This window comes from Rhodohalobacter sp. SW132 (genome assembly GCF_003390325.1).
Taxonomy (GTDB): domain Bacteria; phylum Bacteroidota; class Rhodothermia; order Balneolales; family Balneolaceae; genus SW132.
This window is the reverse complement of sequence record NZ_QUOK01000001.1, coordinates 475,724-497,562: the sequence shown is the minus strand read 5'-3', so window position 1 is coordinate 497,562 and position 21,839 is coordinate 475,724. Positions and strand designations below refer to the sequence as shown.

General features: G+C 45.2%; 16 protein-coding genes. 6 read left to right on the top strand and 10 right to left on the bottom strand.

Annotated features, from left to right (window positions below):
• Positions 1-65 precede the first annotated feature (65 nt).
• From lipB to DYD21_RS02135, 6 genes are all read left to right on the top strand, one after another.
• Positions 66-809 carry a lipoyl(octanoyl) transferase LipB gene (gene lipB, locus DYD21_RS02160; RefSeq protein WP_116031547.1) on the top strand — a complete coding sequence of 248 codons (744 nt, stop codon included), beginning with the start codon at positions 66-68 and terminating at the stop codon, positions 807-809.
• A 110-nt stretch (positions 810-919) separates the two neighbouring features.
• Positions 920-1,801 (top strand): lipoyl synthase, encoded by an 882-nt coding sequence (lipA, locus tag DYD21_RS02155; RefSeq protein WP_116031545.1) that lies wholly within the window; start codon positions 920-922, stop codon positions 1,799-1,801.
• A gap of 150 nt (positions 1,802-1,951) precedes the next feature.
• Positions 1,952-2,644, top strand: a complete 693-nt coding sequence (gene plsY / locus DYD21_RS02150) for a glycerol-3-phosphate 1-O-acyltransferase PlsY (RefSeq protein ID WP_116031543.1) — start codon at positions 1,952-1,954, stop codon at positions 2,642-2,644.
• On the top strand, positions 2,641-3,651 hold the full coding sequence (locus tag DYD21_RS02145) for an NAD(P)H-dependent glycerol-3-phosphate dehydrogenase (protein WP_116031541.1): 1,011 nt from the start codon (positions 2,641-2,643) through the stop codon (positions 3,649-3,651). The genes plsY and DYD21_RS02145 overlap by 4 nt, the downstream gene beginning before the upstream one ends.
• Positions 3,652-3,708: 57 nt before the next feature.
• On the top strand, positions 3,709-4,389 hold the full coding sequence (locus DYD21_RS02140) for a helix-turn-helix domain-containing protein (RefSeq protein WP_116031538.1): 681 nt from the start codon (positions 3,709-3,711) through the stop codon (positions 4,387-4,389).
• An 8-nt stretch (positions 4,390-4,397) separates the two neighbouring features.
• A complete protein-coding gene (locus tag DYD21_RS02135) occupies positions 4,398-4,850 on the top strand; it encodes an iron-sulfur cluster assembly accessory protein (RefSeq protein ID WP_116031536.1) in 453 nt (150 codons plus the stop codon).
• Positions 4,851-4,899: 49 nt separating this feature from the next.
• Here DYD21_RS02135 and hslO read toward each other — a convergent pair whose 3' ends face one another.
• The 10 genes from hslO to DYD21_RS02080 form a co-directional block, all read right to left on the bottom strand.
• Positions 4,900-5,805: an Hsp33 family molecular chaperone HslO gene (gene hslO, locus DYD21_RS02130; protein WP_116031534.1), complete on the bottom strand. Its 906-nt coding sequence runs from the start codon at positions 5,803-5,805 to the stop codon at positions 4,900-4,902.
• 278 nt (positions 5,806-6,083) lie between these two features.
• Positions 6,084-7,511 carry an aminotransferase class I/II-fold pyridoxal phosphate-dependent enzyme gene (locus tag DYD21_RS02125; protein WP_116031532.1) on the bottom strand — a complete coding sequence of 476 codons (1,428 nt, stop codon included), beginning with the start codon at positions 7,509-7,511 and terminating at the stop codon, positions 6,084-6,086.
• A gap of 569 nt (positions 7,512-8,080) precedes the next feature.
• Entirely contained in the window at positions 8,081-8,995 is a 915-nt protein-coding gene (locus DYD21_RS02120) for a hypothetical protein (protein ID WP_116031530.1), read from the bottom strand.
• Positions 8,996-9,253: 258 nt separating this feature from the next.
• Positions 9,254-9,670: a hypothetical protein gene (locus DYD21_RS02115; protein ID WP_147303471.1), complete on the bottom strand. Its 417-nt coding sequence runs from the start codon at positions 9,668-9,670 to the stop codon at positions 9,254-9,256.
• A 57-nt stretch (positions 9,671-9,727) separates the two neighbouring features.
• On the bottom strand, positions 9,728-12,391 hold the full coding sequence (locus DYD21_RS02110; RefSeq protein WP_116031527.1) for a serine/threonine-protein kinase: 2,664 nt from the start codon (positions 12,389-12,391) through the stop codon (positions 9,728-9,730).
• Positions 12,391-13,149, bottom strand: coding sequence for an antibiotic biosynthesis monooxygenase (locus DYD21_RS02105; protein ID WP_116031525.1), 759 nt, complete (start codon positions 13,147-13,149; stop codon positions 12,391-12,393). Before DYD21_RS02105 ends, DYD21_RS02110 begins: the two co-directional genes overlap by 1 nt.
• 10 nt (positions 13,150-13,159) lie before the next feature.
• Positions 13,160-14,488 carry a PP2C family protein-serine/threonine phosphatase gene (locus DYD21_RS02100; protein WP_116031523.1) on the bottom strand — a complete coding sequence of 443 codons (1,329 nt, stop codon included), beginning with the start codon at positions 14,486-14,488 and terminating at the stop codon, positions 13,160-13,162.
• A gap of 311 nt (positions 14,489-14,799) precedes the next feature.
• Positions 14,800-15,744 (bottom strand): NAD-dependent epimerase/dehydratase family protein, encoded by a 945-nt coding sequence (locus DYD21_RS02095; RefSeq protein WP_116031521.1) that lies wholly within the window; start codon positions 15,742-15,744, stop codon positions 14,800-14,802.
• Between the two features lie 357 nt (positions 15,745-16,101).
• Entirely contained in the window at positions 16,102-16,599 is a 498-nt protein-coding gene (locus tag DYD21_RS02090) for a nuclear transport factor 2 family protein (protein WP_199535446.1), read from the bottom strand.
• Between the two features lie 850 nt (positions 16,600-17,449).
• Complete coding sequence (locus DYD21_RS02080) at positions 17,450-21,802, bottom strand: two-component regulator propeller domain-containing protein (RefSeq protein ID WP_147303470.1); 4,353 nt, start codon at positions 21,800-21,802, stop codon at positions 17,450-17,452.
• Positions 21,803-21,839: the final 37 nt, after the last annotated feature.

Sequence of the window (21,839 nt, the reverse complement as noted above, 5' to 3'; positions counted from 1 at the left end):
GCCCGTTGAGCTTTGACGGGCAGTGTGCGTATGGGCATTATGCTTCCTTTTCCTTATCTTCAGGCATGAGTAAATCGGTAGAAATATTCGATATCGGCAGAATACCATATCGTGAAGCCTGGGATCTGCAGCGCCGCCTGCAAAAGCAACTGATCGATCAAAAACTACGGTTCAGAGCTGCACCTGAGGAGGGAAAACCAGTCTCCGATTCCCTTCTGTTTGTAGAACACCCCCACGTGTACACGCTTGGGAAAAGCGGCGATGCGGGCCACCTATTGAAAAGTGCCGCTGAACTGAATGAGATTGAAGCAGAATTTATAGAAAACGACCGGGGCGGAGATATTACCTATCACGGACCGGGACAGATTGTCGGCTACCCGATTTTGGACCTGGACAGACATTTTACGGATGTGCACAAATATCTGCGCTACCTGGAAGAGGTTATCATAAAAACCTGCAGTGATTTTGGTATTAAAGCGGGAAGAATTGATGGTTTGACCGGAGTGTGGGTAGGTCAGCAAAAAATTTGTGCAATGGGAATTCGTTGCTCGCGCTGGGTTACCATGCATGGTTTCGCTCTGAATGTATCCACGGATCTTAGTTACTTTGATCACATCGTACCGTGCGGCATATCAGACAAGAAAGTTTCCGGGTTATCCGAGTTAGCCGGTCGGTCGTTGGATATAACCGAAGTAAAAGAGCGAATTGCAGTTCACTTTGCCAATCAATTTGGTGCACATGCCGTTTCCGGAAAGACACTCTCCGATCTCAAACAGAAACTATCAGGTTCGGTGGCTGTAAGCGGGTAATATGTTCAACTCGGATAATCAGTCGGCACGGTTGGGTAACACCTTTCCAAAATTCACACTATCTTCAGGTAGAAAGAATATCATTCTGATCAAATTTTAAAAGAAGCGTAATGATTAAAGAATTAAACGTATTAGAAGATTCCACACCCGGGCAGAGACGTCCGGACTGGCTCCGTGTAAAACTTCCATCCGGAGAGAAGTTTAAAGAAGTTTCCGATACCATCAGGAAGAACAATCTGAATACCGTTTGTTCTGAGGCCCGCTGCCCGAATATGGGCGAATGCTGGGGTGCCGGAACGGCTACGTTTATGATTCTGGGTGATATATGCACCCGTTCGTGCGCTTTCTGTGCCATTAAAACCGGGCGTCCGGTGCAGGGTCTCGACTGGGATGAGCCGCGGCGTGTGGCTGATGCCGCATCAAAAATGAAACTGAAACATGTGGTGCTTACCTCTGTAAACCGCGATGAGAGAAAAGATGGCGGTGCACCGATATTTGCAGAGTGTCATAAAGTGCTTCGCGAAATGATTGAGGGAGTAACCATAGAATCACTGATTCCCGATTTCAGAGGTGCGTGGGATGACGCACTACAAATCGTGATTGATACTCCGCCTGACGTTTTGAGTCACAATCTCGAGACCGTTCCCCGCCTTTACCGATCCGTGCGGCCTCAGGCGAAATATGAGCGTTCTCTGGAGCTTCTGCAGCGCTGTAAGGACCAGGGGTTGCGGACAAAAACCGGGATTATGGTAGGTTTGGGTGAAACCCGAGAAGAAGTTATTGAACTGATGCAGGATTGTGTGGATCACAATGTGGATGTGCTTACGATCGGCCAATACATGCAGCCAACCAAAATGCATCATCCGGTAGTGGAGTGGGTGCATCCCAACCAGTTTGCCGAATATAAAGAGATCGGCGAAAATCTTGGTCTTGAACACGTAGAGAGCGGGCCGCTCGTTCGATCATCCTATCACGCAGAACGACACGTTTAGGCAGTTGTTTAAAATTTCACAAATAAGAACCGACATTTAGGTGTCGGTTTTTTTGTTTTGAAATGAGTCGGTATGTAAAACTTATCTCTCGATTCATTCGGCAATTTCTTATAATGTAGTTGAATTGAAATCTATTTGGAATCGCTTTCAATGATATCACTACTTACTGTTATTGTTATCAGCTACCTGATCGGGGCTATTCCCAGCTCGCTCTGGTACGGTAAATTTGTCCGGAATGTGGACATTCGCGAACACGGTAGCGGAAATGCCGGTGCTACAAACACATTCAGAATTCTTGGCTGGAAGGCAGGAACCCTCGTGCTGCTCTTTGATTTTGGAAAAGGACTCTTCTGCACCCTTTTTGTGAGCCAGCTGGCGTTTCATGTGGGAAGCGGGCCATTAGTACTTTATGAGAATTGGGACATAAACTCAATGGTGTTGATTCTCAGTGGGGTTTTTGCTGTTATTGGGCACATGTTTCCGGTGTATGCAAATTTCAGCGGGGGCAAGGGTGCTGCAACAGCTTGTGGTATGCTTTATGGAATTGAACCTTTATCGATATCCATTACACTGGCACTCTTTTTAATCATTATGTTTTCTACCCGGTACGTATCGCTTGCCTCTATAGTCGGCGCGTTTGTATACCCTTTTTCACAATTGATTTTGCGATACGGATTTGATTGGCATATCGATGGCAGTATTATCATTTTTAGCAGTGTGATTGCACTTGGTATTATTATAAAACACAAAGGAAACATAAACCGGCTCATGAACGGTAATGAAAACAGAATTGAATCGTTTAAACCATCAAAAGGGCGACTAAACGAAGAAGGAGTAGTTTGAAAAAGATTGGAATAATAGGTGCGGGCAGTTTTGGAACCGCACTTGCAGTTGTACTGGGGCACGGCGGATTTCCGGTAACTGTATGGGCGAGAGAAGAAAGAATTGTTGAAAAGATCAACAAAAGTCATAAAAACCCCTCTTATATCAGCGATGTATCGCTGCCTGAATCTGTACAGGCTTCGAGCTCGTTAAAAGCAACCGTAGAGAATGCAGACCTTGTTCTGTTTGCCACCCCAACACACGCATTGCGTTCTGTAGCTAAAGAAGTGAAGCCTCACCTGACAGGCAAGGAAATTGTTGTCACCGTTTCTAAAGGGATTGAAAAAGATACCTTTTTAACCCCAACACAAATCCTTGTAAGTGTTCTGGATGGTACGACACTTGAAGATCAGATTGGCGTTCTGAGCGGACCGAGCCATGCAGAAGAGGTAAGTAAGTTTAAACCCACAACCGTGGTTGCAGCGGCAAATTCAAAGCGTGTGGCGCGTATTATACAGGATACGTTTATGACCCCTATGTTCAGGGTTTACCTGAATCACGACATTGTGGGTGTGGAGATCGGCGCGGCGCTTAAAAATATTATGGCTATTGCTGCAGGAATTGTGGACGGCGCCGAACTTGGTGATAATGCAAAAGCAGCGCTCATCACCCGGGGTCTGCACGAAATGAAACGCATGGGAGCCACAATGGGGGCGTCGCAGGATACATTTGCAGGGCTAACCGGCATGGGCGACCTCATAGTTACCTGCACAAGTGAACACAGCCGGAACCGTTTTGTTGGATTCAATATCGGTAAAGGAAAAAAACTGGATGAAATCGTCGATGGAATGAATATGGTTGCGGAAGGGGTTAAAACTACTGATTCGGTGAACCAATGGGCGGAAAAGAATAACGTGGAAATGCCGATAACAAAAGCTGTCCATAAAGTGCTGTTTGAAAATGTAGACCCAAGTGATGCACTATATGAGCTCATGACACGTAATCCCAAAGAAGAGAAGATGATTTGAGATTCTTCACAGTGCGTTCAAATTGTGAAGGGATCTTAAACACCAAATCACATATTGATGAAGTTACCAAATGGTGAAATAGCGATCTCCCGAATGACCCCCGGAGACCTGAAAAACCTTGTTCAAACCGGTGAGGGGCGCTTTCTTGAATTTAAACGTACCATCCCAACTGCTGAAAAAATTGCCCGTGAAATTGCAGCATTTGCAAATACCAAGGGCGGTACCATATTGGTTGGGGTTGATGATAACGGTACGATTCCCGGCATCAGGGAGTATTTTGAGGAAGAATTTCTGCTGATGAAAGCAGCCCAGGACCTCTGCGTTCCGGAAGCTGAAATTAAAATTGAACTCGTCCATGCCGGACCCGTTGATGTAATGGTTGTTCATGTGCCGGAAGCAGAAGTAAAGCCGGTTTATAATAAAAACAAAAAAAAGCGCCTTGTGTATGTACGACGCGGGGATTCCAGTGTAGTTGCCAGCGATGAAGTTACAGAAGTTCTCAAACAGCAGTATTCTTCTGAAGGGGTGACATTTGAATATGGAAAAAATGAACAGATGTTGTTTCGTTATCTGAATGAATATGGCGAAATTACGGTTTCCAACTTTGCGAACCTGATCAACCAAACCTCATACAGGGCATCCAGGATTTTGGTAAACCTTGTTAGTGCCGGTGTATTGAACTTGTTTACCAAAAATGATGTGGACTACTATACGTTTTCTAACAGAACAAAAGAGTAAAGAACAGAATGGCACTTGAAGATGATAATTTAGACGATGTAATCTCCTCACTAATCGATGAAGATCCGGATGGCGATCAGCAATCGCATGAAGGTTTACCCGGATTTCCGGAAGTTTCGGGAGAGGTGAGTGAGCATCCGATTCAACTGACAGAACGGGCAGCCCGGCAAATCAACAAAATACAGTCTGATGAAGATTTAGATGAGGAACTCTATCTTCGTGTTGCTGTGGAGGGAGGTGGCTGCTCCGGACTTAGCTATAAGCTCGGCTTTGATGTCAGGACAGATGAAGATAATGTGTACGAATCGCAGGGAATGGAGGTGATCGTAAACCCGAAGCACATCATCTACCTGAACGGTATCCAAATTGACTACCCCGACGGTCTCGATGCTCGCGGATTTACATTTGAAAACCCAAACGCAAGTGAAGCGTGTGGTTGCGGCTCATCGTTCGCTGTTTAGCATGAGAACACCTGTCCGACTCCATTAGTGGCCATATATCTTCAAGCGGTTAATTCAGTTTTGCCTTTGCTGATTCTGCCAAATCACGTATCTCATCTTTAGAAATTGTAAGGCGGTTGCCGCAATAGTGACACACAACTTCCTGGCTTTCACCTTTCATATCTTTCAGCTCTTCATAGCTAAGCATAGAGAGCGCATCTTTGAACCGTTCGGGCGAGCAGCGGCAGAAAAAATCCACGGGCTGGCGATCCAGCTCTTTTACCGAATAGGGGCGGCCCGCCATCATCATAATCTCATCTATATACTTACCATCTTCAAGCAATTTGGCAACGGGAGGCAGCTTTTCTACCGTCTCCTGCAGTGTAGACATAACGGAGTCTTCTGCATCAGGCAATCGCTGAATCAACACTCCGCCGGACTCTTTTACGCTTCCGTCATCGTTGATGGATACATCAAGCAGAAGCGCAGAAAGCACCTGTTCTGATTGCGCCATGTAGTGAGCCACATCAGAAATAATATCACCCTGAATGAGCTCAATGGTGCTGGTTTTTGGCTCGGCTTCGTTATACAGAATTTTCGATACGGTCATTAAACCGAGACCAAGTCCGTCGCCAAGCTGGGTGTCGGGTTCGCTGTACATCAGTTCTGCAGCCGGGTTTTGGACATATCCGCGGATTTCACCCACTCGATTAGCCTCGGCTATAATCATGCCAGATGGACCTTTACCCTCGAAGCGAAGCTTTATCCGTTCTTCACCCTTCAGCTCAGATGCCAGAAGCATGGAGGCTGTCAGCGCCCTGCCAAGCAACACGGTGTTTAAAAGGGATAACTTGTGATTTTTGCGAGCAGTTCTCACAACATCTGTTGTTTTCACAACCGATATTTTAAAAGCTCCATCCAGATCAATTCCTTTAATTAACCGATCTTTGAACTGAAATTCTTCTTTAAGCGACATAACGTTTGTACCCGAGACTCTTATTAGATGACAATTAATTTTATTAGATCAAACAAGCTTGTGTAAAGTCAGATATGAAATATTGGTCTAAACCTGTCAGCCGAAGGTGATGCTTTTTTTTGTAAAAAAACTGTGCGAAGAAATCAACATTACTTAACCTGACTAGAAATCACCGGCATTATATCGACACAACAAAATATTTCTTCGATAGCTTCCTAAAATACGGATAAAATTCTTCAATAGTATACAGCATGCTCTCTGAGAGATTGTAGTCCGGGCTAAAGCGTGTCCGCCAGATCAAGAATCACCCGGGGAATTCGCTCAACATCATTTCGGGTAGTTCTGGGGTTGATAAAACAGGTTCGGAGAGCTGTTTTGCCATGAATCTGAGTTCCCGTAAGGAAGATACGTCCGTCCTGCTCTACTGCTTTTATCAGCTTTTTATTGAGTTGCTCCGTATCTGATTCTGACTTTGTAGCAGAGATGCACCGAAAGCATGCAATAGAAAGAGGAACCGGCGCCATGAGTTCAAAACGATCCGAGCTGTTGATGAGCCTGACCAGATATTGAGCATTGTCGATATCCGTCTGAATGGTTTCTCGCAAGCGCTGTGCTCCGTATGCTTTCAATGTCATCCACACCTTAAGCGACTTGAAACTTTTAGTGAGCGGAAGCTGGTACTCCATCAGGTCTGTGCGACCGTCACTCTTGTCATCTGATTTGAGATAGTCGGGGATGGTGCTGAACGTTTTTCTTAATTGTTCTGCATCTTTTACCAGAATGCATGCAGCTTCAAAAGGAACGTAAAGCCATTTATGGGGATTGATAACCACGGAATCAGCCTGCTCCAGCCCGGTGAACAACTCCTTAACCGAGCTGAGCGCCGCTGCAGGGCCACCGTAGGCCGCGTCAACATGATACCATAGCTGATGACGTTCAGCAACCTCAGCAAGCGTTTTTAGGTCGTCAACAGCCCCGGTGTTGGTAGTGCCCGCAATTCCAATCACACAGATCGGCTGCAGTCCACGGTTCTTGTCCTCAACTATCTGTTTTTCAAGTTTCACCGGATCGATCCTGAACTCGCTGTCGGTATCTATTTTACGCAGGTATTTTTTGCCGATCCCCAGCATGTCAACTGCTTTATCAAAGCTCGAGTGTCCCTCTTTAGAGACATAGATGGTCATCGGTTTTTGGCCGTATAACCCCTCTTCAGAAATATGATCCGGCGCCATGTTTTTTCTGGCTACGGCAAGGCAGTTGAAATTTGCAGTAGATCCTCCATCCAGTATTGCCCCGGCGGCAATGTCAGGATAGCCAATAAACTGGCATACCCATTTAAGCACCAGTTTCTCCAATTCGGTGCTGATAGGGGAGGAGTGCCACTTCAAACTGTTTTGATTGAGTGCGGTGCTTATCATATCAGCCAGGATGGCCACCTGGTTTCCACCACCGGTAATATATCCGTAATATCGCGGGCCGATATTCATCGTTGCAGCACCTACAACATCACGCCTCACTTTTTCAAGAATCCTCTCCACGTCTCCTTCCAGTTCAGGCAGTTCTTCACTGAAAACGGATTGAATATCAGCCGGTGTCTGTCCCGCGAATACTGACCGGTTGAGTTTGTCGGCGTAGATCTCCTGGATAATTTCGGATGCATGCCGGAGATACTTTTCAAATTCTTTATCCGTAAAATCTAAACTCATAAGGCAGATAGCTGGATTCGGTTCAATAAAATTCCTGAAAGTAAAGCGGGGCTATAATAGTGATTTTTGATGAGAAAACGTGAACTGGATGAAGAAGAGACGGAAAGGCTAATGATGCCGTAATTGGCAAGTGCTTTTTTACAAGCTGTTGCAAAAAAGGTAGTTGGCCTGCCGTATGCTCTGTCAGCAATTTGTCTTTTCTGGTTTTCCGGGCCTGTCTGACACAGATGCCGGATTGAATGCTCTAAAGCGTGCGTAATTTACACAAAACACTCAAGATCACGGGGCCATCAAAAAAGCTCTGGAATTACTAAAAGGTCCACTTTGCTGGATTTTCCAGGAACTGTGAGAAGGGAAATTCTGAATTTTAGACAAGTATGCAGCTGCTATAAGGTAGTTCCTGACTCGCCCCGACTGCGTTTCTGCTAAGGTACCCAACAATTCCGGCTCCGGAAAGTATAAAGGATCATATTTTACGGAGCCAAGACTAAACTTTAACTTCGTATCTGATAAGACGGTAGAAGTATCGTTGCATCTGCAGAGGGTTCTCCCAAATTGAGTTTGAACACCTATTTGATGTTGTTTTGAGTGATGTTTTGCTCCGTTTTATTGAGAAGATCCGGCACTAGTTTTTCCGAAAATCCTGAGACAAAGCACCAGACTATTAAAAGGGCAGCATTTCTTTCGCCGCTGAATAAGTCGGTATTCTCTGTACTAAAATCCGGGAAAAATATTCCGGTCAGAATGCCTGACTCAAAAGCGTAAAAAAGAAGCAGGCCGCTTACCATTCCAATTAGTGCTCTCGATAATAGATAATCGAAACGGTGGATCACTTTTAAGTCAGAGATCGAGCTAATTTCGATACGATTTTTTAAACTGATTAGCATACTGAAGGAAGTACCCATCCAGCCGGCTGCCATGGCAGTCACGATAAAATCACCTCTGTCACCGGATGTAATCGATAGTAAATCAGCTATGAATGTTACCTGATCAATCATGAAAAACATAAAGATTGAAACGATAAATAGAATACTGGTTCTGATTCGTGTCTTCGTTGTATAATCTTTTCCAAGTTCTTCAACATCATACGCCCAGTGCAGATCTTTGTATAATCTGCTGAGCAGACTCTGTTTCTGCTCTTCATCCAGTTCACCGAATTCAGAATCATAAAACCTCCATGAATCTTCGCGAAGCCTTCTCTTCGCATGCAAAAGCTTCACTTTGATTTCTAAATCCAGCTCGGGTGGGGTATAAATAGGAACCAGAAACTGCTCAATATGATTGGCATTGTCCCAGCTTTTCGGGAGTTCAAAAAGTTTATCGATCTTTTCAACTAAAGGTGCAAACTGTTTAATCCTTTCCTCTTCAAGCCTGATTTTTTCATACGTCGTATGCAAATCAACGTATCGCTGTTCGAGAAGCTGTGATTCCGCCTTGCCACTTTGACTAAACGGCAGAATTTTTGATAAAAGCCGGTTTTTCATTTTACTCCGAATATCACGAAATCCGTTGTTTATTTATTTACGCTGGTAATACTCTCTTCGAGGAGCATAAAGCTAAAATGGATATGTATATATCGATTTGGCGTCTTTCACCAGCTGGTTTGATAAACTTTGAAACCAAAACCATCGCTCCGGGACTGCCTACCGGAAAATAAGATTAACAGTGTGCAGACAGAGCCGGAGGCTTAATAATTATGAAATGAGATAGCCATTTTGAAAGAACGAATAGCATGCCTGCAATTACATCCTGTCAATGATAATTCTCGGGGGCGATTCTCCTTTTGCAAACACTCCTGCACCGCGAACAAAAACAGCATAGATATACTCGCCGACTTTGGCACCGGGTGCTAACGGACGCATTAGTGAGTCTCCGTCCGCAATCTCAAAAGAACTTCCACCAAAGAGACTCTCGTCAAACTGAAATGAGATATCGGACCCTTCAGCAGTCCAGCTGACCCTGTCATTTTTCTTCGCGACAATAGTGCTTTTCGTCTCGTCGTTTTTGTAAACTACCCGCCACTCTTCGTCAACCATTTTCACAACCATTTCATGGAGAACGGATCGATTATCATTAGGCGGTGACTGTGCATATAGCACGTTGGAAATAAAAAACAGCACGAGTGCTGCTGCAATTGTAATTATCGATTTTATCTTCATAACATTCTCCTCATTAGACTTGGTTTTAGTTGATGTGTATACATACATTCTGCCTCTTCAGCGAGGCTCCGTTTTTAAAATCTCCTGAAAACGCGGATCTCTTATCAACTCCTGAAGTTCAGGTTGATTTACAATGTCAGATCTCGAATAGCCGGCATCCATTGCGCTTTTGATCCATGTCAGAGCTTTCGATCTAACACCCAGCTGTTCATAAACGCTGCCTGCCAGGTACATGATCGTTGCACTTTCAGGGGCATATTCAAGTGCCTGTTGCACATGTGTTATTGCCTGTTTCTTGTTTCCGAGCCGGGCTTCGTATCCGGCCATGTTTATAATAATGTCCGGATTGTTGGGGTTGATTTCATTCTGCTCTTTTGCCAACTCAAGCGCACGTTCATACACGGAAAACGATTGATTCCGTTTACCGGGAGACCAATAGTAGGCACTTGCGAGGTTCCCCCACAAAACATAATTACCATCGTTTATTTCAATAGCCGTGGTATACATGTCAGCCGACTCCGGATACTTCCCTTCTATAAAATAAAGTGTGCCAAGGTTTGAAGCGGCGCTATAGGTTTTTTCGAGATCAAGGGATTTTTCATACATGGCCCGGGCTTCTTCAAGCTGTTCAGTAAAATAGTGCATGCTGCCAAGGTTCATATAGCCACGGTAATTATCGGGTGTGACCTCTATCACGCGCCTGAACTGCTCCTTCGCTTTATCGTAGTTGCTGTTTCGATAATAAAAAGCCCCCAAATAATTGTATCCGGCCCAATAGTCTGGTTTCAGGCGAATGGCACGCTTGTACGTTGATTCGGCCTGCTCATAATTCCCTGTATATTCATAAGCTTCGGCAAGCCCAAGAAGAGCATCGGCGCTGGTGGGGTCGGTCGACAGGGCGTCATTAAAATATTGTATTGCCTCTTCGTAGTTTCCTGTTCCTGAACTGATCATTCCCCTTGTAATATTCACCTGCAAGAGTTTATTGTTCAGGTCATAGGCAATTTTACTCACCTCAACAGCCCTGTTAATCCAGGTCCGCTCTCTGGTATTTTCATACTTACTCCAGTATGCTTGTCCCAGACCGGCGTGTGCAAGTGCAAAATCGTTATCTATCGCAACAGCTTCATTGAAGGCATTGATGGCGTTGTCTATATTTTCTGATTTTTGCTCATATTTTTGAAGATAGCCGAGACCCTGAACATAGAGTTCAAATGCAGCAGGGACTGTGGTCTTACCTTCGTTTATCACCCCGATGGTTTCCTGGTTCAGCTCGAGGTTAAGCATAGTCAAAAGGTTTTCTACAGACTTGTTATGCAGTTCTAAAACCTCGGAAGCATCAACGTCCACAACCGCCGAATTTATCTGTCGAAGATTTTTTGAATCGATTAGCGTAATTGTCAGCCGAAGCCGATCACTAATAGGCTGGAGACTTCCGGCAATTGCATAGTTCACACCAAACATCCGGTTGGCTTCTCCGGCGCTCGTGATGTTATGGCTTCGCAACTCTCCGGGCGGCACCACCCAGAGATCGGTCTGGAACTGTTCCAGACGGGAGAGCTGGCTTGTAATTGTTTCCACAAGACCATCGGCAAATACCTGGCGTCCGGGATCAGCCCCAATGTTGGAAAAAGGGAGAACTGCCACATGGATTAACTCTGTGCCGGGTGTACCGGAACCGGATTGCAACAGGTCAGACCTATTGAACAGCATAAATACAGTTAAAAACAGAATTGCAAGAACGCCTGATCCGAATAGTACTTTCCTTGTTCGAAGAGCAGGTTTTCCGGAACTGGGCTTCTTCGGTTCATTAGATGATAACTTAACATTCACTGTTGAATAACCTGCAATCTCAAGCAGCTCTTCAAGCAGTTCTGTTGCTGATGGGTAGCGGCCTTCCACATCTTTTGAGAGGCATCGTTCAATTAGCTTTATAAATTGTTCGGACAGCTGATGATCACTATTTGGTATGGGAGGCGGGTCAGTATTCATAACCGAATACATGATGGAGTGTTCGTAATCTCCGCCAAAAGGCAGACGCCCGGTAACCATCTGATACAATACAACTCCAAAAGACCAAACATCTGATTGCTTATCAACCCCGGTGCCTTTAATCTGCTCAGGCGACATATAGGAGATTGTGCCCAGCGTGGCACCTACCCGGGTTATGTCGTCGACTCCGGAAGGTTTTGCCAATCCAAAATCCAGAATTTTTACCTGACCGGTGTCCGTTATCATGATGTTTGCCGGCTTGATATCGCGGTGAATCACTCCTTTCTGATGGGCCGCATCCAGACCCCTAGCGATCTGAATCGCGAAATCCAGAATCAGTTCAGATCTTGTTTCAGGCTTTTTTTGCGTGCCGGTATTTTCTGAGCCTCCTTTCGGCTGCCTTGTTTGGAGACCGGACGAACTGATAAAGGCTTCGTCAAGATTTACGCCATCAACATACTCCATCACGATAAACCTGCCGCCGTGGTCATCCTCTTCTATACCATAAATCTGGCAAATATTGGGATGGTTGATTTGGGCGATGGATTGCGCTTCCTGTAAAAATCGTTTTTGGGATTCTGCATCAACGGTGGATGTGTCCGGTAAAAACTTTAGGGCAACGTCACGGTTGAGTTTGGTGTCGCGCGCTTTGTAAACTACGCCCATACCACCTGCACCGATTTTTCCGGTTATGGTGTAGTGAGATATGGCTGTGTCAGTCAAGTCCATTACTCAAATTTTTTGCCGGTGATCATTGTATATTTACTCACGCCAATATCCTGACTGGTTACTGCTGTAGCAGATTTCGTGCGGTTTTTGAGCGCCATTTTCCACCTGTAAAGGTCGCCAAGCGTGTGCTTAAGCCGGCCCATAAAAGCATTAAACAACCCTTCTTTTTCGTAGTAATCTAACGAAGCAGCATCATCCCAAATCGTAAGGGAAATCATCTCCCCGTTATGGCTGGAATTATCCAGTAAAAAAGCAAACTGACACCCATTGACTGATTCCAATTGGGGCAAAATTTCATCACTGTAGATTTTTTTAAACTCATCTTCCTGACCTGACTTAATTTTCAGAGAAAGAATTCTCAGGTAGCTGCTCTTAGCCGCTAGATGGGGAGGCAGAACATCCTGATGTTTGGCGACTGTAAATGATTTTACTTCCGGTTCGATCTCTACCGGGGTGTATTCGACTATATTGTCTTTGGAGAGTTGAATTTTCCATTTATCACTTTCCTCAAGTGTATGCTCTATTATCTGTAAATTTTTTTGGTATTCACCGGAGTGAACATAGCTATCTGCATCGTTTTCATTGCGCCAAAGTGTTAAAGAGATGTAATGAGATGGTTGGTCCTCTCGCTGCAGCAGTCCGGCAAAAATGCACCCGGCCGTATGTTCAAGAGCCGGAATAATTTTTTCAGCATAAAGATGCTCCAGGCTCAGGTCACCATCTTTATTAACGGCAGCTTCTACCATTCGTAAGTGCATAGCATTCCTCCTATCCGGTTACAGTTCTCTTTAATGCAACAGCAGTGACATCATCAAAAAGCTGTGCCTTTCCGCAGTAGTTCAGGCACGTATCTACCACATGTTTGATGAGGCTGTCAGGCGATTCACTGAGCCTATGTGAATTTTGAAGCAATTTAAAAACAGACTCCTCACCCAGCGGTTTCTCTTCCATATTAGAAACGTCTGTCACGCCGTCTGAAAATATAAACAGCAGGTCTCCTTCCTCGAGGTGTATCGTCTCTTCTTCATACTCCACTCCGTCCATCATTCCGAGCGGCAGGCCTCCTGTTTTAAGCCTCAGGTGTGTGCCGTTATTTTTCATCAAAAATGGATAGTCGTGGCCGGCGCTTGAGTAATGAATCGTATGGCTTGAAGTATCCAAAATGGCGAGGAAAAGGGTCGCAAACTTTTCAGTATTTGTGCTTTGATAAAGCTGTCTGTTGGCATTTTTAAGAATTTCACCCGGTTTGACCAGGTGAAAGGTCTGTCCGCGGAGTATGGCCTGCAGGTTTGTCATCAACAGTGATGCGGGCAGGCCCTTACCACTGATATCCCCCAGGCAAATCGCCCATCGGTGTTCATCCATTTGGATGTAGTCAAAATAATCGCCGCCAACCTCCTGGGCAGTTACATTTTTTCCCGCGATAGAGTAACCTTCGAGTTGAGGCGGGGCCGTTGGAAGCATCTTTTTCTGAATAGATGACGCCAATTCAAGCTCCTTCCGCATAAACTGATACGCCTGTTCCTCCTCGTAGAACCGTGCATTTTCAACGACCTGGGCCGACTGGGCCGAAATGATAGAAAGCAGTCGCTGGTCAGATTCTGAAAACCCCGCGTCGCCTTCAGCACGCTTATTGTAAACGGTAAGAATTCCAATCAATTTTGACCTCGCCATCAGGGGAGCACTTAACAGGCAGCGGATAGTGTTATCCCACTCCACGCTTCGAAACCGGGAATCGTTTTCCGGCTCGTTTATTAGCAGCGGTTTCTTGTTGATTTGCATCCAGCCCAGAAGATTCTGATTCAGGTGCAGGGGAGAATGCTCGCTCGTGGTAATCATGCTTCTGACGAGCGTCTGTGTTGGATTTGCCTGATTTTCGTCAATGAGCGTAATATCCCCCTGTTCAGCTCCAAGTGCCCGTATTGATTTGCCAATGATAGACCGCATAATTTTTTCGCTATCCAGACTACCCCCGATAGCCAGGGCAAGATCGTTCAGGATTGCCAGTTCATCCACGGCCCCCCTGAGGCGTCTGTTTTCTTCTTCAAGACGTTTCTGGTCGTCCGTCAGCATATTATGGGAATTGTTTTGTTTCATGAATCTACTATAAAGTCAACATGCGGTTTGTAAATCGACTCCACGGATCTACTGATTGTTGATTTGAAGAATGAAATACAGCAGCACAGCGTGTATAGTTTTAAATCTTATAAAAATCAAGGGAAGATATATCATAATATGATTTATTTTTTTAAACTGTAACAGTATCAATTGCATTAATTTTTTAATACGACACATATTTAAGAAATCATCTTTTAAGCTTTTTAAGTGTAGAGAATAGACCTGTATTATCTTAGGACTTTTCACACGAATGTTTGCACTTTTCGGTAAAATGGCCGGTTGACAGTGATTTAAATACCCGCCGCATAATCATTAAAAGATGCCGCCGCCGTTTTATACGTAATGCCCAACTCCTGCTCTGCACGTTTGCCGCTGTACACAAATCTGCATTTCTCCTGAACCGGCGCGCTGTTCAGCATTCTTGAAATATCCGACACCTTCCAGCTCTCGTTGCTCAGGTAGTATTGCCTGCCGTGCAGTCCCCCCTTGGTGGCTGCTCTGAAAATTCCCTCGGCTACATCGCGGACATCCACGATGGCAAATTCCATGTCGCTGTCATAAAGCATCTGCATAAATGGGTTGGGGGCAATTTTGTTTTTAAACAGATACTGCAGGCCCATGGATGTGGAATCATCCCGCTGTGAAAGAGCCGGACCCATCACTCCTGTTGGGTACACGCTTACAATGTCGATATCGGATTGCGGGTGGTCGACTACAAATTTCCGGACAACCTGGTCAGCGTAATATTTCGCCTGACAATATGGATGCCCCTCTTCATTCAGGTGTGGTTCATCACTTTCGGTGTAAAGATGATCGGCCGGGAGCCCTTCAACCGGCAACGGATACCCTGTATTAAATGCGGCAACGGACGCCACAACCACCACTTGCTTTACCGTGCCGGATTCCTGGATGAGCGCCAGGAAATTCTCGGTGCCTTTGATGGTGGGCTCAAAGAGCTCTTTGATTGGATCTTTTACGTCCAGCTGAAACGGCGTTCCGGTGTGAACTACAATATCACATCCATCCATAAACGCCCTCAGGGAATCGATGTCCGTTACGTCGGCCTGAACAACGGCCAGGTTTTCTGCACTCTGAAGCTGCTTTAAATGCTCGTATTTTTTCTTTTTAGAGATATCTCTTGCAGTCACCTTCACGCTGTAGTTCTCTTCGAGAAATCGTTTCGTGACGTAGCTGCCGATATATCCTGAACCGCCAATAATGCCTGCTGTTTTCATAGTTGTGTAGATTTGTTGTTGATGGTTAAGTTTTTTCTGCTCCTTTGAATGTAATTGAAGGTGATGTCAAACTTTTGGATTATCCGCGCAAATGTTTGGACTTTTTGGGCGATTTTGGGGCTTTTGCCGCGAGTTGATTTGTCGAGTGCTCGCTTCGCCTGTCATCCGTAGCTATAGCGCAGGTGGCTCACGTTGAACTGATGAGCTGTGGATCTGTTTGTCGTTGGAGAATCGATTCAACAGTTCACAATTAGACAGTTCAACACACAACCCAAAACTTTCCATTAGAACCTTTATTAAAGCCCCGAGACAAAGCTGTTCTCAAAAACTTCATTCCGGGGCTCTCTCTGTCTTGATTTATTCCGACTCCGCATCAGCAAGCTGTTTGGTATCCACGTATTGTTGAAATTGTGTCACCAGTCCATTTTCAAACCACCAGATGTGGACGTGTTGTGCATTGATCGACTTTCCGGTTACAGCATGCGTTCCCTGGTATTTTCCTGTAGCCATTACCATATCTTCACCAACCCCGTACAGGGTTTGATCGGTGAGAGTAAATATTTCCCATTCCTGGCCGATTCGTCCAAATACACCTTCAGCAACAGCCTGCGGGCCTTCATAAGGATTGCCATCCGCGAGGGAATTGCTTTCGGCTTCATTCCAAACGATATCGGGTGAAAAAGTTGCCAGTACGGCCCCACCATCCCCGGCTGCAAACGCATCATATATTCCCTGAACAACCTCCACATTTGGATTACTTGTTTGGGTTTGATTTTGCGTTTGAGTGCATGATGTCATTAAAAATGAAACTATTAATAGAGAGGCTAAAAAGAGGTTGGTCGGCTTAGTTTTCATAATGTGTGTTTTCCCCGGGTTTGAGTTTTGTAAACGTGACAATGATTACCTATGCACAACTGATTTTTCCTTGAATATCAGTCAGCTTTTCATTGATGTACCGGTTGATAGTTGAATGATTCCTTTCAAAAACTATGACAGCGAAGAGTCAAACTCTTGTAGAAACCACGCATTTATTTGGATTATTGGGTCAAAAAATGGTAAACGGAGAAGACCAATGCTTTTCAGAGCTCCTGCCGATAACAAGGAGATCCTTCCGCTCAGGTGAAATACACACCTTCGGTCAGGATGATAATGGGCATTCGGTTAGGAAGCGCGGCGCGCAAAACTCAGATTTCGAACCAGGTTTGTTGCTGCGCCGCGAATAAAACGAAGATGGCGGCGTCAAAGGGCGTTTTGCAAGAGTGGGAGTGTAATACGCCGCCCTCCAATACACCCAAAGCCCTGTCATTTCGAGCGAAACGCCGGGGTTTTTTCCCAACGGGATGCCTTCGGTGCCGGTGTGGAGTCGAGAAATCTCCCTGTTCATAGAACTAACTTGAACAACGTTTTTCAATACCCTCATTGATTCTTGGGAAATGAGAGCCAAATTTGATTGGCACATTGCAGAGCTTGAGTTGACTAATCCCCTCTTGAGAGGGGAAAAGGATTTGAAAACTGCGAAATCGCAGATTTTCAAACCGAGGGGTGTGTTGAATGGGGCAGGAGAATGAGTTCTGCTTCGAACTCAAATCGAGGTCTCGAGGAACACACCCCTGAATCTCGAAAGTCCCGCTTCGCATGCTTTCTCAATTCGGTCCCCTCTTCCCGATGGGTCGGGACCAGAAATGCACAGGCAGAGGGGAATTACTCAAATAGACAACTTCCGAAATGCCGACGGACTCTTACCAAACTGTTTTTTGAAGGCGCGAGAGAAGTACGCCTGATCGTTGAATCCGACGTCGTAGCAGATCTCGGCGATGGTTTTATCGGTTTGGTTCAGTAGTTCTGCCGAGCGCTGCAGACGCACGGACCGGATGAAGTTTCCGGCCGGCTGATCAACCAGGGCGTTCAGTTTTCTGTTGAGCTGGGAGATGCTCATATTCAGTGATGCTGCAAAATCTTCTACCAGAAAAGATTCTTCGCAGAGATGAGAATCTATCATTTCTATGGCCTTTCCAAGAAAACTCTGATCGACAGGGGTCTTCGCAATCACCGAAGGTTTAAAGTACGTGGCCGTACTAAATTGTTGCTTTAAATTCTTTCTCTGCTGAATGAGAGCTTTCACCCTTATTTGCAGCTCTTTTACATGAAACGGTTTGGTCAGCCAGGCGTCAATTCCCGCTTCCAGCCCCTCAATTTTGGGATCGAGCCCGGCCTTGGCAGTCAGCATAATGATGGGGATATGGCTGGTTTTTTCATCGCTGCGGATTTTCTCACTGAACGCATATCCGTCCATTTCCGGCATCATCAAGTCGGTGATAATTAAATCCGGGATGGTGCCCTGCGATACGGCAATTCCCTCCAGGCCGTTAGCGGCTTCCAGGATTTTATAATCGTTTTCGAGCTGTTCCCTGATAAAAGATCGCACATCATCATTGTCCTCCACAATCAGAACCAGTTCATCATGATCTGAAAGGAGAGCTTCAAAATCGGGAAGGGCAGAGGCAGGCGAAACGTTTTCTCCGTTTACATGCTCATTCATAACGGCATCATAAGAGTCTGAAACGTGATCTTCCTGAAATGGAAGCCGGATGATAAATTCAGTACCAACACCTTCTTCGCTCTCCACATCAATCGTTCCACTATGAAGTGTTATCAGCTCATTCGCCAGTGCCAGCCCAATACCGGTTCCTTCATATTTTCGTGTGCTGGATGGGTCAGCCTGGTAAAACCGATCAAAAATGTAGGGCAGACGATCCTTGGATATGCCGATCCCGGAATCCTTTACCCGTATTTCAACAACATCAGGCTGCGGAGTTTCAACAGACACATCGATTCGTCCGCCGGCTTCCGTGAACTTGAAGGCATTCATAAACAGATTAAAAAATACTTTTTCCATTTTGTCGGCTTCGAAACCTACCGGTATTGTGGCTCGGGCCGACGTAAAATTCAGGCTGATATTCTTTGTCTCTGCTAGGGATTCAAACGAAAACAAATGGTTTTTTAAAAACGAAACGATGTTCTGCTTTTCAGGAGAAAACTCCATTTTGCCAGCTTCCAGCTTCGACAGGTCCAGAAGCTGATTAATCAATGCAAGTAGCTGTTCGGCGTTATTGTTCACGGAAATCAATTTCTTTTTTCTATTCCGGTCATCTTCAGAATTAAGCAGGGTTTCAATCTGCCCGATAATCAGCGTCAGCGGCGTTCTGAATTCATGAGAGATATTTGCAAAGAAATGTGATTTAAGATGATCAAGCTTCCTTAGAGAATCAATTTCTACTCTTTCAAGCTGCAGCTCATTTTTCAAATTAAACCGGGTCAGCTCGTAACGCCGCAGGGAATAGATGGCGGAAAGAAACAGAAAACCATACAATCCATACGCCCACCATGTGTGCCACCAGGGGGGGAGAATGGCAAATGAGTAATTAAACGGCTCACTCCATACTCCACTCTCACCTATGGCCCGGATTTGAAAGGTGTAGGAGCCAAAGGGCAGGTTACGGTAATCGGCCACCGGGTCGGCGGTGGGTTGGCTCCAATTTGTATGTAAGCCTTCCATCCTGTAACTGTACCGGATTTTATGCGGTGCTGCCCAATCGATGGCTGCAAAATAAAAGGTGAGGTGGTTTTTATCGTAGGGCAATTGTAAACTGAGGGGATAGTTCTCAAATTTTTGCACTCCACTAAATGTGATCTGATTCAGATCGCTATCGGGGCTATCTGGAATATTGCGATAGTCTATAAACTGCTCGTTAATTTCTAATTGGGATAACCGGGGTTGAGGTATTTTATCAGAAAATGTAAGTGTATTCAAATCCAGCATTACTAACCCATTACCGGTGCCCCACCAGGCGCGGTTTTTACTGTCTATAGTGGCACCTTTTGTAAATCTCAAGCCCTTCAATCCATCTTGTTTGCCAAAGTTTTGAATACTAAACGCAAATTCCTTATCCCCGGAAGTTTCATCTTCTTTTAATGAAATTTTTGACAGCCCGTTTTCCGTTCCGATATAAACGATGACTTCATCTAAAGGGGCACTTTTATCCTCTATGATGGAGAATACGGTATTATTGGATAAGCCTTCTTTTTCGGTGTAATGGGTAAAGTTTTCTCCATTAAAGACGCTTATCCCTCCACCCCAGGTCCCCAACCAGATGTTTCCGCTTTTATCCTCTGCTATGGTTCTTACAAAATTATTGGATAATCCGTCATTTTCTGTGTAATAGATAAAGTTTTCTCCATCAAATACACTAACCCCGCCGCCCTCAGTCCCCAGCCAGATATTTCCACTTTGATCCTCCAGAATGGACCAAACAACACTATTGGATCCACCTTCTTTATCGATGTAATGGATAAAACTTTTTCCATCAAATACGGTCACCCTTCCCCGAGAGCCCAGCCAGATATTTCCGCTTTTATCTTCCAGACTGGCCCTGATGTAACTATTGGATACACCTTCGTTTTCGCTGTAATGGGTAAAGTTTTCTCCATTAAACAGGCTCACACCTCCGCCTTCAGTTCCCAGCCAGATATTTCCGCTTTGATCCTCCAAAATAGATATGACGTCATTATTGGATAATCCGTCATTTTCGGTGTAATGGGTAAAGTTTTCTCCATCAAATACGCTCACCCCACCACCTTCGGTTCCCAGCCAGATATTTCCGCTTTGATCCTCTAAAATGGCCCTAACGATATTGTTGGATAATCCTTCGTTTTCGCTGTAATGGGTAAAGTTTTCTCCAGTAAATACGCTCACACCTCCGCCTTCGGTCCCTACCCAGATATTTCCACTATGATCCTCTGTGATAGAGAATACGGTATTATTGGATAATCCTTCGTTTTCGGTATAATGGGTAAAGTTTTCTCCAGTAAATACGCTCACCCCGGCACCCCGAGTCCCCAACCATATATTTCCGTTTTTATCTTCCAGAATGGACCAGACGAATCTATTGGATACACCTTCGTTTTCACTATAATGAGTAAAGCTCTCTCCATTAAATACGCTTACCCCACCGCCATCAGTTCCCAGCCAGATATTTCCTCTTCGATCTTCTGCGATGGACACGACGTTACTATTGGATAATCCTTCGTTTTCGCTGTAATGGGTAAAGCTTTCTCCATCAAATACATTCACCCCACCATAAAAAGTCCCCAACCAGATATTTCCGTTTTTATCCTCAGCGATGGACATGACATCATTATAGGATAATCCTTCGTTTTCGGTGTAATGGGTAAAGCTTTCTCCATTAAAGACGCTCACCCCGCCGCCCCGAGTACCCAACCAAATATTTCCAATTTTGTCCACCAGGATGGCTCTGACTAAATTATTGGAAAAGCCTTCTCTTTCAGTGTAATGGGTAAAGTTTTCTCCATCAAATACGCTCACCCCACCACCTTCGGTTCCCAGCCAGATATTTCCGCTTTGATCCTCTGCGATGGCCCTGATGAAATTATTGGATAATCCTTCGTTTTCACTATAATGAGTAAAGCTCTCTCCATTGTATACACTCACACCTCTCCGGGTCCCCAGCCAGATATTTCCGCTTCTGTCTTCTAAAACAGCCCTGACGAATGATGAAGCCAACCCTTGCTCCATATTTAAATATTGAAGGTGGGCAATGGCGGCATCTTTGGTAACGGGTGGCAAGGCTTTTGTGGGTTTAGAACGAATAGCCTTTACCACTTTACCCTTAGCGAGAATAGGAACACCGGTGGGTATCGTGTCACCAATGGAATTACGCAAGACGAAATCGGGGTTGCCTTTCCTCAAAGGTATGGTGTTGAGTTGGTTTTGATCGATGGGTATGGTGGTTAGCTCGTTGGGTATCTGTCGCCGGTTGGGATGGGCATTTATTCTGGTTAATGCTGCTTGGTCAACTATAAAAGATTGGGGTTTAGCTACGCTGTCGGGGTGGATGATTTTTGGTGTGGCAGTGATGGAAACACCTGCTTTTAGTTCAACCGTTTGAGGTTGAGGGTAAAGCGGTGGTGGGAGCGAGGCGTCCCGATCTCCGGACGTTTTGGTGCAGGCCGCCAATAAAATCAATGGCAGGAGTATCATCAGGATCCCCAAACACCTGGCAGGTGACAATATAGTT